The 15,173-nt window shown below is 55.4% G+C and carries 26 protein-coding genes; all 26 read right to left on the bottom strand.

Annotated features, from left to right (window positions below; genetic code table 11):
* Positions 1-5 precede the first annotated feature (5 nt).
* Positions 6-1,334: a preprotein translocase subunit SecY gene (gene secY, locus EGM97_RS24335; protein WP_053151951.1), complete on the bottom strand. Its 1,329-nt coding sequence runs from the start codon at positions 1,332-1,334 to the stop codon at positions 6-8.
* Entirely contained in the window at positions 1,335-1,772 is a 438-nt protein-coding gene (gene rplO, locus EGM97_RS24330; RefSeq protein WP_003186032.1) for a 50S ribosomal protein L15, read from the bottom strand. It abuts the gene before it with no gap.
* Positions 1,773-1,775: 3 nt separating this feature from the next.
* Entirely contained in the window at positions 1,776-1,952 is a 177-nt protein-coding gene (gene rpmD, locus EGM97_RS24325; RefSeq protein WP_238963876.1) for a 50S ribosomal protein L30, read from the bottom strand.
* A gap of 2 nt (positions 1,953-1,954) precedes the next feature.
* The gene (rpsE, locus tag EGM97_RS24320; protein ID WP_003186035.1) at positions 1,955-2,455 is read right to left on the bottom strand and encodes a 30S ribosomal protein S5; all 501 of its coding nucleotides are present in this window, start codon (positions 2,453-2,455) and stop codon (positions 1,955-1,957) included.
* Between the two features lie 3 nt (positions 2,456-2,458).
* Entirely contained in the window at positions 2,459-2,809 is a 351-nt protein-coding gene (rplR, locus tag EGM97_RS24315; protein ID WP_003186037.1) for a 50S ribosomal protein L18, read from the bottom strand.
* A 10-nt stretch (positions 2,810-2,819) separates the two neighbouring features.
* A complete protein-coding gene (gene rplF / locus EGM97_RS24310; protein WP_024077677.1) occupies positions 2,820-3,353 on the bottom strand; it encodes a 50S ribosomal protein L6 in 534 nt (177 codons plus the stop codon).
* Between the two features lie 12 nt (positions 3,354-3,365).
* Complete coding sequence (gene rpsH, locus EGM97_RS24305) at positions 3,366-3,758, bottom strand: 30S ribosomal protein S8 (RefSeq protein ID WP_011063773.1); 393 nt, start codon at positions 3,756-3,758, stop codon at positions 3,366-3,368.
* A 209-nt stretch (positions 3,759-3,967) separates the two neighbouring features.
* Complete coding sequence (rpsN, locus tag EGM97_RS24300; protein ID WP_003186042.1) at positions 3,968-4,273, bottom strand: 30S ribosomal protein S14; 306 nt, start codon at positions 4,271-4,273, stop codon at positions 3,968-3,970.
* Between the two features lie 13 nt (positions 4,274-4,286).
* Positions 4,287-4,826: a 50S ribosomal protein L5 gene (gene rplE / locus EGM97_RS24295; protein ID WP_017123249.1), complete on the bottom strand. Its 540-nt coding sequence runs from the start codon at positions 4,824-4,826 to the stop codon at positions 4,287-4,289.
* 20 nt (positions 4,827-4,846) lie between these two features.
* Positions 4,847-5,161 (bottom strand): 50S ribosomal protein L24, encoded by a 315-nt coding sequence (gene rplX, locus EGM97_RS24290; protein WP_003186046.1) that lies wholly within the window; start codon positions 5,159-5,161, stop codon positions 4,847-4,849.
* 11 nt (positions 5,162-5,172) lie between these two features.
* Positions 5,173-5,541: a 50S ribosomal protein L14 gene (gene rplN, locus EGM97_RS24285; RefSeq protein WP_024778329.1), complete on the bottom strand. Its 369-nt coding sequence runs from the start codon at positions 5,539-5,541 to the stop codon at positions 5,173-5,175.
* 23 nt (positions 5,542-5,564) lie between these two features.
* The gene (gene rpsQ / locus EGM97_RS24280) at positions 5,565-5,831 is read right to left on the bottom strand and encodes a 30S ribosomal protein S17 (protein ID WP_003194644.1); all 267 of its coding nucleotides are present in this window, start codon (positions 5,829-5,831) and stop codon (positions 5,565-5,567) included.
* A 2-nt stretch (positions 5,832-5,833) separates the two neighbouring features.
* Positions 5,834-6,025 (bottom strand): 50S ribosomal protein L29, encoded by a 192-nt coding sequence (rpmC, locus tag EGM97_RS24275; RefSeq protein WP_002555481.1) that lies wholly within the window; start codon positions 6,023-6,025, stop codon positions 5,834-5,836.
* Entirely contained in the window at positions 6,025-6,438 is a 414-nt protein-coding gene (gene rplP, locus EGM97_RS24270; protein ID WP_003186052.1) for a 50S ribosomal protein L16, read from the bottom strand. The genes rpmC and rplP overlap by 1 nt, the downstream gene beginning before the upstream one ends.
* A gap of 12 nt (positions 6,439-6,450) precedes the next feature.
* Positions 6,451-7,137 carry a 30S ribosomal protein S3 gene (rpsC, locus tag EGM97_RS24265; RefSeq protein ID WP_024778328.1) on the bottom strand — a complete coding sequence of 229 codons (687 nt, stop codon included), beginning with the start codon at positions 7,135-7,137 and terminating at the stop codon, positions 6,451-6,453.
* Between the two features lie 13 nt (positions 7,138-7,150).
* On the bottom strand, positions 7,151-7,483 hold the full coding sequence (rplV, locus tag EGM97_RS24260) for a 50S ribosomal protein L22 (RefSeq protein ID WP_003103908.1): 333 nt from the start codon (positions 7,481-7,483) through the stop codon (positions 7,151-7,153).
* An 11-nt stretch (positions 7,484-7,494) separates the two neighbouring features.
* Positions 7,495-7,770, bottom strand: coding sequence for a 30S ribosomal protein S19 (gene rpsS / locus EGM97_RS24255; protein WP_002555486.1), 276 nt, complete (start codon positions 7,768-7,770; stop codon positions 7,495-7,497).
* Positions 7,771-7,786: 16 nt separating this feature from the next.
* Positions 7,787-8,611, bottom strand: a complete 825-nt coding sequence (rplB, locus tag EGM97_RS24250) for a 50S ribosomal protein L2 (RefSeq protein WP_053151953.1) — start codon at positions 8,609-8,611, stop codon at positions 7,787-7,789.
* Between the two features lie 14 nt (positions 8,612-8,625).
* The gene (rplW, locus tag EGM97_RS24245) at positions 8,626-8,925 is read right to left on the bottom strand and encodes a 50S ribosomal protein L23 (RefSeq protein ID WP_002555488.1); all 300 of its coding nucleotides are present in this window, start codon (positions 8,923-8,925) and stop codon (positions 8,626-8,628) included.
* Positions 8,922-9,524 (bottom strand): 50S ribosomal protein L4, encoded by a 603-nt coding sequence (rplD, locus tag EGM97_RS24240; protein WP_007924200.1) that lies wholly within the window; start codon positions 9,522-9,524, stop codon positions 8,922-8,924. Before rplD ends, rplW begins: the two co-directional genes overlap by 4 nt.
* A gap of 12 nt (positions 9,525-9,536) precedes the next feature.
* A complete protein-coding gene (rplC, locus tag EGM97_RS24235; RefSeq protein ID WP_053151955.1) occupies positions 9,537-10,172 on the bottom strand; it encodes a 50S ribosomal protein L3 in 636 nt (211 codons plus the stop codon).
* Positions 10,173-10,252: 80 nt separating this feature from the next.
* The gene (gene rpsJ / locus EGM97_RS24230; protein ID WP_003186070.1) at positions 10,253-10,564 is read right to left on the bottom strand and encodes a 30S ribosomal protein S10; all 312 of its coding nucleotides are present in this window, start codon (positions 10,562-10,564) and stop codon (positions 10,253-10,255) included.
* A gap of 156 nt (positions 10,565-10,720) precedes the next feature.
* On the bottom strand, positions 10,721-11,914 hold the full coding sequence (gene tuf / locus EGM97_RS24225) for an elongation factor Tu (RefSeq protein ID WP_053151959.1): 1,194 nt from the start codon (positions 11,912-11,914) through the stop codon (positions 10,721-10,723).
* 31 nt (positions 11,915-11,945) lie between these two features.
* On the bottom strand, positions 11,946-14,048 hold the full coding sequence (gene fusA / locus EGM97_RS24220; protein ID WP_053149723.1) for an elongation factor G: 2,103 nt from the start codon (positions 14,046-14,048) through the stop codon (positions 11,946-11,948).
* Positions 14,049-14,078: 30 nt separating this feature from the next.
* Entirely contained in the window at positions 14,079-14,549 is a 471-nt protein-coding gene (rpsG, locus tag EGM97_RS24215; protein WP_003186074.1) for a 30S ribosomal protein S7, read from the bottom strand.
* Between the two features lie 102 nt (positions 14,550-14,651).
* The gene (gene rpsL, locus EGM97_RS24210; protein WP_003186084.1) at positions 14,652-15,023 is read right to left on the bottom strand and encodes a 30S ribosomal protein S12; all 372 of its coding nucleotides are present in this window, start codon (positions 15,021-15,023) and stop codon (positions 14,652-14,654) included.
* Positions 15,024-15,173: the final 150 nt, after the last annotated feature.

Genomic DNA, 15,173 nt, shown 5'->3' with positions numbered 1-15,173 from the left:
GCTACTCAGCGCAACATGCCGCTGCCGTAGCCCTTCAGGTTGGCTTTCTTCATCAGGGATTCGTACTGGTGCGAAACGAGGTGCGATTGTACTTGGGACATGAAGTCCATCACAACCACGACCACGATCAGCAACGAGGTCCCGCCAAGGTAGAACGGTACGTTTGCCGCAACCACCAGAAACTGGGGCAACAGGCAGACGGCCGTCATGTAAAGAGCACCGAACATGGTCAAACGGGTCAGAACGCCATCAATGTAGCGCGCCGACTGCTCACCAGGACGGATACCCGGAATAAAGGCACCGGACTTCTTCAGGTTTTCCGCTACGTCTTTCGGATTGAACATCAACGCCGTATAGAAGAAGCAGAAGAAAATAATCCCTGCACTAAACAGCAGAATATTCAACGGCTGACCAGGAGCGATCGACTGCGAGAGATCCTGCAACCAGCCCATACCTTCAGACTGGCCGAACCAGGCGCCCAACGAAGCCGGGAACAGCAAGATGCTGCTCGCGAAAATAGCCGGAATAACACCAGCCATGTTCACCTTCAACGGCAAGTGGCTCGTCTGCGCAGCAAACACCTTGCGGCCCTGCTGACGCTTGGCGTAGTGAACAGCAATACGACGCTGACCACGCTCGATGAACACCACGAAACCGATAATCGCTACTGCCAGCAAACCGATGGCAACCAGAGCGAAAATATTGATATCACCCTGACGCGCAGACTCGAAAGACTGCCCGATCGCTCTCGGAAGACCGGCAACGATACCTGCGAAGATCAACATCGAGATACCGTTGCCAACACCACGCTCAGTAATCTGCTCACCCAGCCACATCATGAACATCGCGCCCGCCACGAAAGTGGTTACCGCAACGAAATAGAAGCTGAAGTCAGCAGTGAACGAAACGCCCTGCCCTGCCAGACCGATGGACATGCCAATGGCCTGGACAAGAGCGAGGACGACAGTGCCGTAGCGGGTGTACTGGCTGATCTTGCGACGGCCAGCTTCACCTTCCTTCTTCAACTGCTCCAGCTGCGGGCTGACAGCGGTCATCAGCTGCATGATGATCGATGCCGAGATGTACGGCATGATCCCCAGTGCAAAGATACTCATCCGCTCCAGCGCGCCGCCGGAAAACATGTTGAACAAGCTAAGAATGGTCCCCTCATTCTGTCGAAACAGGTCTGCGAGTCGGTCCGGGTTGATACCTGGAACCGGGATGTGTGCGCCTATTCGGTAGACGATAATCGCCAGGAACAGAAAACGCAGACGAGCCCAGAGTTCAGACATACCGCCTTTGCCGAGCGCAGAGAGAGCACCTTGCTTAGCCATTTATTCCTCGAACTTGCCGCCAGCTGCTTCGATAGCCGCACGCGCACCTTTGGTGGCGCCGATTCCCTTTCCGATGGTGACAGCACGAGCAACTTCGCCCGACAGCATGATTTTCACACGCTGAACGTTCTGATTGATCACGTTGGCATCCTTCAGGGACTGCACGGTGACGATGTCGCCGTCCACTTTAGCCAGCTCGGACAGACGCACTTCTGCACGGTCCATGGCCTTCAGGGAAACGAAACCGAACTTCGGCAGGCGACGATGCAGCGGCTGTTGACCGCCTTCAAAGCCTGGAGCAATGGTGCCACCGGAGCGGGAGGTCTGACCTTTGTGACCACGGCCACCAGTCTTGCCCAAACCACTACCGATACCACGGCCCGGACGATGCTTTTCGCGACGGGAACCCGGCGCTGGACTCAGATCATTGAGTTTCATCGATTAACCCTCGACACGCAGCATGTAGTAAGCCTTGTTGATCATCCCGCGGTTTTCGGGAGTATCCTGGACTTCTACAGTGTGACCGATGCGACGCAGACCCAGACCCTTAACGCACAGTTTGTGGCTAGGGATACGGCCGCTCATGCTTTTGATCAGCGTAACTTTTACAGTAGCCATGATCAGAAGATCTCCTTGACGCTTTTGCCACGCTTGGCGGCAATGGATTCAGGAGACTGCATTGCTTTCAAACCCTTGAAAGTGGCGTGAACCACGTTCACCGGGTTAGTCGAGCCGTAGCACTTGGCCAGAACGTTCTGAACGCCAGCAACTTCGAGGACAGCACGCATGGCGCCGCCGGCGATGATACCGGTACCTTCAGAAGCAGGCTGCATGTACACCTTCGAAGCGCCATGGGCGGACTTCATTGCGTACTGCAGAGTGGTGCCGTTCAGATCAACCTGGATCATGTTGCGGCGAGCAGCTTCCATTGCCTTCTGGATCGCAGCAGGCACTTCACGCGACTTGCCACGGCCGAAGCCAACACGGCCCTTGCCGTCACCCACCACGGTCAACGCGGTGAAAGTGAAGATACGGCCGCCTTTTACGGTTTTGGCTACGCGGTTAACTTGAACCAGCTTCTCGATGTAGCCTTCGTCGCGCTTTTGGTCGTTATTGGACATAACTTAGAACTCCAGCCCAGCTTCACGAGCAGCATCAGCCAGCGCCTTGACGCGGCCGTGGTACTTGAAGCCAGAGCGGTCGAAAGCCACCTGCGAGACGCCAGCGGCTTTAGCACGCGTAGCGACCAGCTGGCCAACCTTAGTGGCCGCGTCGATGTTGCCGGTAGCACCATCACGCAGTTCTTTATCCAAAGTCGAGGCACTTGCCAGGACTTTGTTGCCGTCGGCCGAAATGACCTGGGCGTAGATGTGCTGCGAAGAGCGGAACACGCAGAGACGCACGACTTCGAGTTCGTGCATTTTCAGGCGTGCTTTGCGAGCGCGACGCAGTCGAGTAACTTTTTTGTCGGTCATTTGCTATGCCCTACTTCTTCTTGGCTTCTTTACGACGGACGACTTCGTCCGCGTAGCGCACACCCTTGCCTTTGTACGGCTCTGGTGGACGGAAGTCGCGGATCTCGGCGGCCACTTGACCTACCAGCTGCTTGTCGATGCCCTTGATCAGGATATCGGTCTGGCTAGGGGTCTCAGCGGTGATGCCTTCCGGCAGTTCGTAATCCACAGGGTGCGAGAAGCCAAGAGCCAGGTTCAGAACCGAGCCTTTTGCTTGCGCTTTGTAACCAACACCGACCAGCTGGAGCTTGCGCTCGAAGCCCTGGCTTACGCCTTGGACCATGTTGTTTACCAACGCACGAGTGGTACCAGCCATTGCGCGAGTCTGTTGATCGCCATTGCGAGCAGCGAAACGCAGCTCACCGGCTTCCTCAACGATCTCAACGGACGAATGGATGTTCAGTTCAAGAGTGCCCTTGGCACCCTTCACCGAAAGCTGTTGGCCTGCGAATTTGACTTCGACACCGGCTGGCAGCTTAACGGGGTTCTTAGCGACGCGAGACATGCTTATCCCCCCTTAGAACACAGTGCAAAGAACTTCGCCGCCGACACCGGCAGCGCGCGCAGCACGATCAGTCATCACACCCTTGTTGGTGGAGACGATAGACACGCCCAGACCGCCGCGAACTTTCGGCAACTCCTCGACGGACTTGTACTGACGCAGGCCTGGACGGCTAACGCGCTTCACTTCCTCGATGACCGGACGGCCTTCGAAGTATTTCAGCTCGATGGACAGCAGAGGCTTGATTTCGCTGCTGATCTGATAACCCGCGATGTAACCTTCGTCCTTCAGGACTTTTGCTACAGCCACCTTCAACGTGGAAGACGGCATGCTTACGACGGACTTTTCAGCCATCTGGGCATTACGGATTCGAGTTAGCATGTCCGCTAACGGGTCCTGCATACTCATGGGCTAGACGCTCCTAATGCAAAAAAATTAGCCTTGCGGCTACTACGTGTCGCCGAGAAACTCCGGGCGTGAAAAACACGGGCTCAGGCGAGCCGGTCATTCTAGACACACCCCAGAAATGAATCAAGCCCCAAAAGGGGCTTGATTCGGTTTCAAGGCCACCGGCGGTCAGGATCCTGAGACCCTGAGCACCGGGACTTTGACAGTGCTTACCAGCTGGCTTTGACCAGACCTGGAACGTCACCACGCATTGCAGCTTGACGCAGCATGTTACGGCCCAGGCCGAACTTGCGGTACACGCCGTGCGGACGACCAGTCAGGCGGCAGCGGTTACGCATGCGCGAGGCGCTTGCGTCACGTGGCTGCTTCTGCAGCGCAACAGTAGCTTCCCAACGCGCCTCTGGACTTGCGTTCAGATCAACGATGATAGCTTTCAGCGCTGCACGCTTGGTGGCGTACTTGGCAACGGTGAGCTGACGCTTCAGCTCACGGTTTTTCATGCTCTTCTTGGCCATTTTCCTACTCCAATCAGTTGCGGAACGGGAATTTGAAAGCACGCAGCAGAGCGCGACCTTCTTCATCCGATTTGGCAGTGGTGGTCAGGGTAATGTCCAGACCGCGCAGAGCATCGATCTTGTCGTAATCGATTTCCGGGAAAATGATCTGCTCTTTCACGCCCATGCTGTAGTTGCCACGACCATCGAAGGACTTGGCATTCAGGCCGCGGAAGTCGCGAACCCGAGGCAGGGAGATCGACAGCAGACGATCCAGGAACTCATACATACGATCGCGACGCAGGGTCACTTTGACACCGATCGGCCAACCTTCGCGGACTTTGAAGCCAGCGATGGATTTGCGAGCGTGAGTCACAACGACTTTCTGGCCGGTGATCTTCTCCAGGTCAGCTACCGCGTGCTCGATGACTTTCTTGTCGCCGATCGCTTCGCCCAGACCCATGTTCAGGGTGATCTTGGTAATGCGCGGAACTTCCATCACGTTCGCCAGCTTAAGTTCTTCCTTAAGCTTCGGTGCGATTTCCTTCCGGTAAATCTCTTTCAGTCGTGCCATGGTCTTCTACCTAGCAGTGTTCAAGCATCAACCGCTTTTTGGGTCGACTTGAAGACACGAATTTTTTTGCCGTCTTCTACTTTGAAACCAACACGGTCAGCCTTGTTGGTTTCGCCGTTGAAAATGGCGACGTTGGAAGCGTGCAGTGGCGCTTCTTTCTCGACGATACCGCCCTGTACGCCCGACATCGGGTTAGGCTTGGTATGACGCTTGACCAGGTTCAGACCACCAACAACCAGACGGTTGTCAGCAAGAACCTTAAGCACCTTACCGCGCTTGCCCTTGTCTTTGCCGGCGATCACGATGATCTCGTCGTCACGACGAATCTTTTGCATGTCGGATCTCCTTACAGCACTTCTGGGGCGAGCGAGACGATCTTCATGAACTTCTCAGTACGAAGTTCACGGGTCACTGGCCCAAAGATACGGGTGCCGATTGGCTCTTGCTTGTTGTTCAGCAGAACAGCAGCGTTGCCATCAAAGCGGATGATGGAGCCGTCTGCACGACGAACACCGTGGCGAGTGCGGACTACAACAGCAGTCATCACTTGACCTTTCTTCACCTTACCGCGAGGAATTGCTTCCTTGACGGTAACTTTGATGATGTCGCCAATAGCAGCGTAACGACGATGGGAGCCACCCAGCACCTTGATGCACATAACGCGGCGAGCGCCGCTGTTATCGGCCACATCAAGCATGGATTGAGTCTGAATCATATAATTTCTCCGACCCCTAGCCCTTAGACTTCCACAGCGCGTTCGAGAACATCAACCAGCGCCCAAGATTTGGTCTTGGCCATCGGACGGGTTTCACGAATAGTGACCTTGTCGCCGATGTGGCACTGATTGGTTTCGTCGTGCGCGTGCAGCTTAGTCGAACGCTTAACGTATTTACCGTAGATCGGGTGCTTTACGCGACGCTCGATCAGAACGGTGATGGTTTTGTCCATCTTGTCGCTGACAACACGGCCAGTCAGCGTACGGACAGTTTTTTCGGCTTCTGCCATGATTACTTACCTGCCTGCTGGTTGAGCACAGTTTTCACGCGAGCGATGTCACGCTTAACTTGCGAGAGCAGATGAGACTGCCCCAACTGGCCAGTTGCCTTCTGCATACGCAGATTGAACTGGTCGCGCAGCAGGCCGAGCAGTTGCTCGTTCAGCTGCTGTGCGGATTTTTCACGAAGTTCATTCGCTTTCATCACATCACCGTCCGTTTAACAAAGGAGGTGGCGAGCGGCAGCTTTGCAGCAGCCAGGGCGAAAGCCTCACGCGCCAGCTCTTCAGAAACACCCTCGATTTCATACAGGACTTTGCCTGGCTGAATCTGGGCAACCCAGTATTCCACGTTACCCTTACCTTTACCCATCCGCACTTCGAGTGGCTTCTTGGTGACAGGCTTGTCCGGGAATACACGGATCCAGATCTTGCCGCCACGTTTTACGTGACGGGTCAGAGCACGACGCGCTGATTCGATCTGACGAGCGGTGAGACGACCACGAGCAACAGACTTCAGCGCGAACTCGCCGAAGCTGACTTTGCTACCGCGCAGTGCCAGGCCACGGTTGTGACCGGTCATCTGCTTGCGGAACTTCGTACGCTTTGGTTGCAACATTTGGCGTACCCCTTACTTAGCAGCTTTTTTACGAGGCGCTGGTGCTTGTGGCTTCAGCTCTTCTTGGCGACCACCAATTACTTCGCCTTTGAAGATCCAAACCTTTACACCGATCACACCGTAGGTGGTGTGAGCTTCGTAGTTGGCATAGTCGATGTCGGCACGCAGGGTGTGCAGTGGCACACGACCTTCGCGATACCATTCAGTACGTGCAATTTCAGCACCGCCGAGACGACCGCTCACTTGGATTTTGATGCCTTTGGCACCAATGCGAATGGCGTTCTGTACAGCGCGCTTCATAGCGCGACGGAACATTACGCGACGCTCCAGCTGCTGAGCTACGCTCTGCGCAACCAGCATACCGTCGAGCTCCGGCTTGCGGATCTCTTCGATATTGATGTGCACAGGCACACCCATTTGCTTGGTCAGGTCCTGACGCAGCTTCTCAACATCTTCACCCTTCTTCCCGATAACGATACCTGGGCGAGCGGTGTGGATGGTGATACGTGCTGTCTGAGCCGGACGATGGATATCGATACGGCTTACGGACGCGCTTTTTAGTTTGTCTTGGAGATACTCACGCACCTTCAGATCAGCGAACAAGTAGTCCGCATAAGTCCGACCGTCTGCGTACCAGACGGAGGTGTGCTCCTTGACGATTCCCAGGCGAATGCCAATGGGATGTACTTTCTGACCCATCTCTTCGACTCCGTTACTTGTCAGCAACCTTGACAGTGATATGGCAAGACCGCTTGACGATGCGATCAGCACGGCCTTTGGCACGTGGCATGATGCGCTTCAGCGAACGCCCTTCGTTAACGAAAACGGTGCTGACCTTCAGGTCATCAACGTCTGCGCCTTCGTTATGCTCGGCGTTGGCTACGGCCGACTCCAGCACTTTTTTCATGATCTCGGCGGCTTTCTTACTGCTGAAAGCCAACAGGTTGAGCGCCTCGCCCACCTTCTTCCCGCGGATCTGGTCGGCGACCAAGCGGGCTTTCTGGGCGGAGATTCGAGCGCCCGACAACTTAGCGGCTACTTCCATTTCCTTACCCCTTAACGCTTGGCTTTCTTGTCAGCCACGTGCCCACGGTATGTGCGGGTACCGGCGAACTCGCCCAGTTTGTGGCCGACCATGTCTTCGTTCACGAGAACCGGGACGTGCTGGCGACCGTTGTGTACAGCGATGGTCAGACCGACCATCTGTGGCAGGATCATCGAACGACGCGACCAGGTCTTGACTGGTTTGCGATCGTTCTTTTCCGCCGCCACTTCGATCTTCTTCAGTAGGTGAAGATCAATAAAAGGACCTTTTTTCAGAGAACGTGGCACTGTCGTATCCCTCTATTTACTTGCGACGACGGACGATCATTTTGTCGGTACGCTTATTACCACGAGTCTTCGCGCCCTTAGTCGGGAAGCCCCATGGCGATACCGGATGACGACCACCAGAGGTACGACCTTCACCACCACCATGTGGGTGGTCAACCGGGTTCATGGCAACACCACGAACGGTTGGGCGAACGCCACGCCAGCGTTTGGCACCAGCTTTACCCAACGAACGCAGGCTGTGCTCGGAGTTCGAGACTTCACCCAAGGTCGCACGGCATTCAGCCAGTACTTTACGCATCTCACCGGAACGCAGACGCAGGGTAACGTAGACACCTTCACGGGCGATCAGCTGAGCCGAGGCACCAGCGGAACGAGCGATCTGTGCGCCTTTACCTGGCTTCAATTCGATGCCGTGTACGGTGCTACCAACTGGAATGTTGCGCAGTTGCAGAGCGTTGCCCGGCTTGATCGGCGCCAGAGCACCAGAGATCAGCTGGTCGCCAGCGCTCACGCCTTTAGGGGCGATGATGTAGCGACGCTCGCCATCTGCGTACAGCAGCAAAGCGATGTGAGCAGTACGGTTTGGATCGTATTCGATACGCTCGACGGTGGCAGCGATGCCATCCTTGTCGTTGCGACGGAAGTCGACCAGACGATAATGCTGCTTATGACCACCACCCACGTGACGCGTGGTAATGCGGCCATTGTTGTTACGACCACCAGACTTCGATTTCTTCTCGAGCAGCGGTGCGTGAGGAGCGCCTTTATGCAGCTCCTGGTTGACCACCTTGACCACAAAACGGCGGCCAGGGGAAGTCGGTTTGCATTTAACGATTGCCATGATGCACCCCTTCCTTACTCAGCACTGCTGCTGAAATCGAGATCTTGGCCTGGCTGAAGGGAGATAACTGCCTTCTTCCAGTCATTACGCTTGCCCAGACCGCGAGCGGTGCGCTTGCTCTTACCCAGAACATTCAGGGTAGTCACGCGCTCTACTTTCACGCTGAACAGGCTTTCGACGGCCTTCTTGATTTCCAGCTTGGTTGCGTCGGTAGCAACCTTGAAAACGAACTGGCCTTTCTTGTCTGCCAGAACCGTAGCCTTCTCGGAAACGTGCGGGCCAAGCAGAACTTTAAATACGCGTTCCTGGTTCATCCCAGCAGCTCCTCGAATTTCTTCACGGCCGACACGGTGATCAACACCTTGTCGTATGCGATCAGACTAACTGGATCGGAACCTTGCACATCACGCACATCGACGTGCGGCAGGTTACGAGCAGCCAGGTACAGGTTCTGATCAACAGCGTCCGACACGATCAGAACGTCGGTCAGGCTCATGTTGTTCAGTTTGCCCAGCAGGTCTTTGGTTTTCGGCGTTTCAACAGCGAAATCCTGAACCACGACCAGACGATCAGTACGCACCAGCTCAGCAAGGATGGAACGCATTGCTGCGCGATACATCTTCTTGTTCAGCTTTTGGGAGTGGTCCTGAGGACGAGCTGCAAAAGTGGTACCGCCGCCACGCCAGATTGGGCTACGGATAGTACCGGCACGAGCACGGCCAGTACCTTTCTGACGCCATGGGCGCTTGCCGCCACCGGAAACGTCGGAACGGGTCTTTTGCTGCTTGCTACCTTGACGGCCGCCAGCCATGTAGGCCACGACTGCTTGGTGAACCAGCGTCTCGTTGAATTCGCCGCCAAATGTCAGTTCGGAAACTTCGATCGCTTGAGCGTCATTTACATTTAATTGCATGTCAGCTTCCCCTTAACCGCGAGCCTTGGCTGCTGGACGTACAACCACGTTGCCGCCAGTAGCGCCAGGAACAGCGCCCTTGACCAACAACAGATTGCGTTCAGCGTCCACGCGCACTACTTCCAGGGACTGTACGGTCACGCGCTCGGCGCCCATATGACCGGACATTTTCTTGCCCTTGAATACACGACCAGGAGTCTGGCACTGGCCGATAGAGCCTGGAACGCGGTGGGATACGGAGTTACCGTGGGTGTTATCTTGCCCGCGGAAGTTCCAACGCTTGATCGTACCCTGGAAGCCTTTACCTTTGGACTGACCGGTTACATCAACCAGTTGACCAGCGGCGAAGATTTCGGCTTTGATCAGATCGCCGGCCTGGTACTCGCCTTCTTCAAGACGGAATTCCATTACGGTACGACCAGCGGCAACGTTCGCCTTGGCGAAGTGGCCAGCCTGAGCTGCTGTTACACGCGAAGCACGACGCTCGCCGACAGTGACTTGCACTGCACGATAGCCATCGGTCTCTTCAGTTTTGAACTGGGTGACGCGATTCGGCTCGATCTCAATGACCGTGACCGGAATGGAGACACCTTCTTCGGTGAAAATACGGGTCATACCGCATTTACGACCGACTACACCAATAGTCATGTTGTAAACCTCATGAGTGTACGGGGCTTTCACCCGCTATGGCCGCCCATTTCAGAGCGTTACACGACCAAGACCGAGTCTTAGCCGAGGCTGATCTGCACTTCCACACCGGCCGCAAGATCGAGCTTCATAAGTGCATCAACGGTTTTATCCGTTGGCTGAACGATGTCCAGAACGCGCTTATGAGTACGGATCTCGTACTGGTCACGCGCGTCTTTGTTGACGTGCGGGGAGACCAGAACGGTAAACCGCTCTTTACGGGTAGGCAGTGGAATAGGACCACGCACTTGAGCACCAGTACGTTTCGCGGTTTCCACGATTTCCTGGGTGGATTGGTCGATCAGGCGATGGTCAAAGGCCTTCAACCTGATACGGATTTGCTGATTTTGCATTGGATTTCAGACTCCGGCTGCTATTCCCACCGGGCGCAATACGCCCGTTAAAAGGAGGCGCAATTCTATAGACGCCCCTGGTAGGTGTCAACTCAATAAAAAAGCCCCCGCTAAGCGGGGGCTTTTTCAACTCATCGAGCTGACTCTACAAGAGTCTTATTCGATGACTTTGGCTACGACGCCGGCGCCGACGGTACGACCGCCTTCACGGATAGCGAAACGCAGACCATCTTCCATCGCGATCGGCTTGATCAGGGTGACAGTCATCTGAATGTTGTCACCTGGCATTACCATTTCAACGCCTTCTGGCAGCTCGCAGTTACCAGTCACGTCAGTTGTACGGAAGTAGAACTGTGGACGGTAGCCTTTGAAGAACGGAGTATGACGACCGCCTTCTTCCTTGCTCAGAACATAAACTTCTGCGGTGAACTTGGTGTGAGCCTTGACGGTGCCTGGCTTGACCAGAACCTGACCACGCTCTACGTCGTCACGCTTGGTGCCACGCAGCAGCACGCCGCAGTTCTCGCCAGCACGACCTTCGTCCAGCAGCTTACGGAACATTTCAACGCCGGTGCAGGTAGTTTTCTGAGTGTCGCGCAGACCGACGATCTCAACTTCTTCCTGGATGCGGACGATGCCACGCTCAACACGACCAGTCACAACAGTACCGCGACCCGAGATCGAGAACACGTCTTCGATTGGCATCAGGAACGGCTTGTCGATGGCGCGCTCTGGTTCTGGAATATAGCTGTCCAGGGTTTCAACCAGCTTCTTGACAGCAGAAGTGCCCATTTCGTTGTCGTCTTGGCCGTTCAGAGCCATCAGAGCCGAACCGATAACGATTGGAGTATCGTCACCTGGGAAGTCGTAGGTGCTCAGCAGATCGCGAACTTCCATCTCGACCAGCTCCAGCAGCTCTGCGTCATCAACCATGTCAGCCTTGTTCAGGAAGACAACGATGTATGGAACGCCAACCTGACGGGACAGCAGGATGTGCTCACGGGTTTGTGGCATCGGACCATCGGCGGCCGAGCAAACCAGGATCGCGCCGTCCATCTGGGCAGCACCGGTGATCATGTTTTTTACGTAGTCGGCGTGACCTGGGCAGTCAACGTGCGCGTAGTGACGCACGGCCGAATCGTATTCAACGTGAGCGGTGTTGATGGTGATACCACGAGCCTTCTCTTCCGGGGCGCTGTCGATCTTGTCGAACTCAACCTTGGCCGAGCCGAAAACTTCGGAGCAGACACGAGTCAGAGCAGCGGTCAGAGTGGTTTTACCGTGGTCAACGTGACCGATGGTGCCGACGTTGACGTGCGGTTTGTTACGTTCAAATTTTTCTTTAGCCACGACAATTAACTCCTAGCCTAAAGGGGCTGAATCAGCCTTGTTTTTTAACGAGAGCTTCGACGATGTTCGACGGAGCTTCGGAGTATTTGGAGAATTCCATAGAGTAGCTCGCGCGACCCTGGGACATGGAACGAACGTCGGTTGCATAACCGAACATCTCACCCAGCGGAACCTCGGCACGGATAACCTTGCCGGAGACCGTATCTTCCATACCCTGGATCAGACCGCGACGACGGTTCAGGTCACCCATCACGTCGCCCATGTAATCCTCAGGTGTTACGACTTCAACCTTCATGATCGGCTCAAGCACAACACCGCCACCCTTGGTAGCCAGCTGCTTGGTCGCCATGGAGGCCGCCACCTTGAACGCCATCTCGTTGGAGTCGACGTCGTGGTAAGAACCATCGAACACAGTAGCCTTCAGGCCGATCAGCGGATAGCCGGCAACAACGCCGTTCTTCATCTGCTCTTCGATACCCTTCTGGATAGCCGGGATGTATTCCTTCGGAACCACACCACCCACTACTTCGTTCAGGAACTGCAGACCTTCCTGACCTTCGTCAGCAGGTGCAAAACGGATCCAGCAGTGACCGAACTGGCCACGACCGCCGGACTGACGAACGAACTTGCCTTCGATCTCGCAGGACTTCGTGATCTTCTCACGATAGGAAACCTGCGGCTTACCGATGTTGGCTTCGACGTTGAACTCACGACGCATCCGGTCAACCAGGATGTCCAGGTGCAATTCGCCCATGCCGGAGATGATCGTCTGACCAGTCTCTTCATCGGTTTTGACGCGGAAAGACGGGTCTTCCTGAGCCAGCTTGCCCAGAGCGATACCCATTTTTTCCTGGTCATCCTTGGTTTTTGGCTCAACGGCAACCGAGATAACCGGCTCCGGGAAGTCCATGCGAACCAGGATGATTGGCTTGTCAGCGGAGCACAGGGTGTCACCAGTGGTGACGTCCTTCATACCGATCAGGGCCGCGATGTCACCAGCGCGTACTTCCTTGATCTCTTCGCGGGTGTTGGCGTGCATCTGCACCATACGACCCACGCGCTCTTTTTTACCCTTGACCGAGTTGATAACGCCGTCACCGGAGTTCAACACGCCCGAGTAGACACGAGCAAAGGTAAGGGTACCCACGAACGGGTCGGTAGCGATCTTGAACGCCAGAGCCGAGAACGGCTCAGCATCGTCTGCGTGACGCTCCATTTCGACAGTTTCGTCATCAGGGTCGGTACCCTTGATGGCCGGAATGTCGACCGGTGCAGGCAGATAGTCGATAACGGCGTCGAGAACCAGGGGAACACCCTTGTTCTTGAAGGAAGAACCGCAAACAGCCAGAACGATTTCACCAGCGATAGTACGCTGACGCAGAGCACCCTTGATCTCTTCGATCGTGAGCTCTTCGCCTTCCAGGTACTTGTTCATCAGCTCTTCGTTGGCTTCGGCAGCTGCCTCGACCATATTGCTGCGCCACTCTTCAGCCAGCTCTTGCAGCTCAGCCGGGATCGGACCACGAACAGCAGCCATACCCTTGTCGTTATCGTTCCAGCGAACAGCTTCCATGGTCATCAGATCGATCTGACCTTCGAAGTTGTCTTCGGCACCGATAGCCAACTGGATAGGCACTGGAGTGTGACCCAGACGCTGCTTGATCTGACCAACGACGCGCAGGAAGTTGGCGCCGGCACGGTCCATCTTGTTCACGTAGACAAGACGAGGAACGCCGTACTTGTTGGCCTGACGCCATACGGTTTCCGACTGAGGCTCAACACCCGAAGTACCACAGAACACAACGACAGCACCGTCGAGCACACGCAGCGAACGCTCTACTTCAATGGTGAAGTCCACGTGGCCGGGGGTGTCGATGATGTTGAAGCGGTGCTTAGGGAATTGCTTGTTGGAGCCTTCCCAGAAAGCAGTGGTAGCCGCGGAAGTAATGGTAATACCCCGCTCCTGCTCTTGTACCATCCAGTCCATGGTCGCGGCGCCATCATGCACCTCGCCCATTTTGTGGTTTACGCCCGTGTAGAACAGGACGCGCTCAGTGGTAGTGGTTTTACCCGCGTCCACGTGAGCAACGATACCAATGTTACGGTAGCGCTTGATATCAGTTGTACGAGCCATAAAGCCCTCGCGAAATTAGTGACGCCAGAATTAGAAGCGGTAGTGCGAGAAAGCCTTGTTGGCTTCAGCCATACGGTGCACGTCTTCACGCTTCTTAACTGCAGCACCTTTACCTTCAGCAGCGTCCAACAGTTCGCCAGCCAAACGCAGAGCCATGGACTTCTCGCCGCGCTTGCGGGCGAAGTCTACCAACCAGCGCATTGCCAGGGCGTTACGACGGGACGGACGAACTTCGACCGGAACCTGGTAAGTAGCACCGCCTACACGGCGCGACTTCACTTCGACCAGCGGAGCGATGGCGTCGAGAGCTTTTTCGAAGATTTCCAGGGGATCGCTGTTCTTGCGTTCCTTAACTTTGTCCAGTGCGCCATAAACAATACGCTCGGCAACGGCTTTCTTGCCGCTTTCCATTACGTGGTTCATGAACTTGGCGAGAATCTGGCTTCCGTATTTCGGATCGTCCAGAATCTCACGTTTGGCTGCTACGCGACGTCTTGGCATTGATAAGCCCTCAAACGGTCTTCAGGTTAGCCCGGGACAGCAGGTGCGTGCCCGACCTTACTCTTATCGACTCAATAAAAAAGAAAACTGCAAAACGACCGATTACTTCGGACGCTTGGTACCGTACTTCGAACGACCCTGGTTACGGCCTTTAACGCCGGAGGTATCCAAGGAGCCGCGAACGGTGTGATAACGAACACCTGGCAAGTCTTTTACACGACCGCCACGGATCAGGACCACGCTGTGCTCCTGCAGGTTGTGGCCTTCACCACCGATGTACGAGGAAACCTCGAAACCGTTGGTCAGACGCACACGGCATACTTTACGCAGTGCCGAGTTAGGTTTTTTCGGCGTAGTGGTATACACACGAGTGCATACGCCACGACGTTGCGGGCAGTTCTGCAGCGCAGGCACGTCGGATTTCTCGACGATACGCTTGCGCGGCTGACGTACCAGCTGGTTGATAGTTGCCATCTACTAGCTCCACTGTTGTCTTGCGACGCTATTGTCTTACAAGAAAAGCAAAAATGGCAGGAACGAATTCCCGCCAAATTTAGGGGATCAAGAGTCTAAAGAGGATCTTGGCCCCAGTCAAGGCGAGGCCCCGACCTCCCCGCCCGCCGA

It is taken from the genome of Pseudomonas sp. AF32 (assembly GCF_022342325.2).
Classification (GTDB): domain Bacteria; phylum Pseudomonadota; class Gammaproteobacteria; order Pseudomonadales; family Pseudomonadaceae; genus Aquipseudomonas; species Aquipseudomonas uvaldensis.
This window is presented reverse-complemented; position numbering and strand designations above follow the sequence as displayed.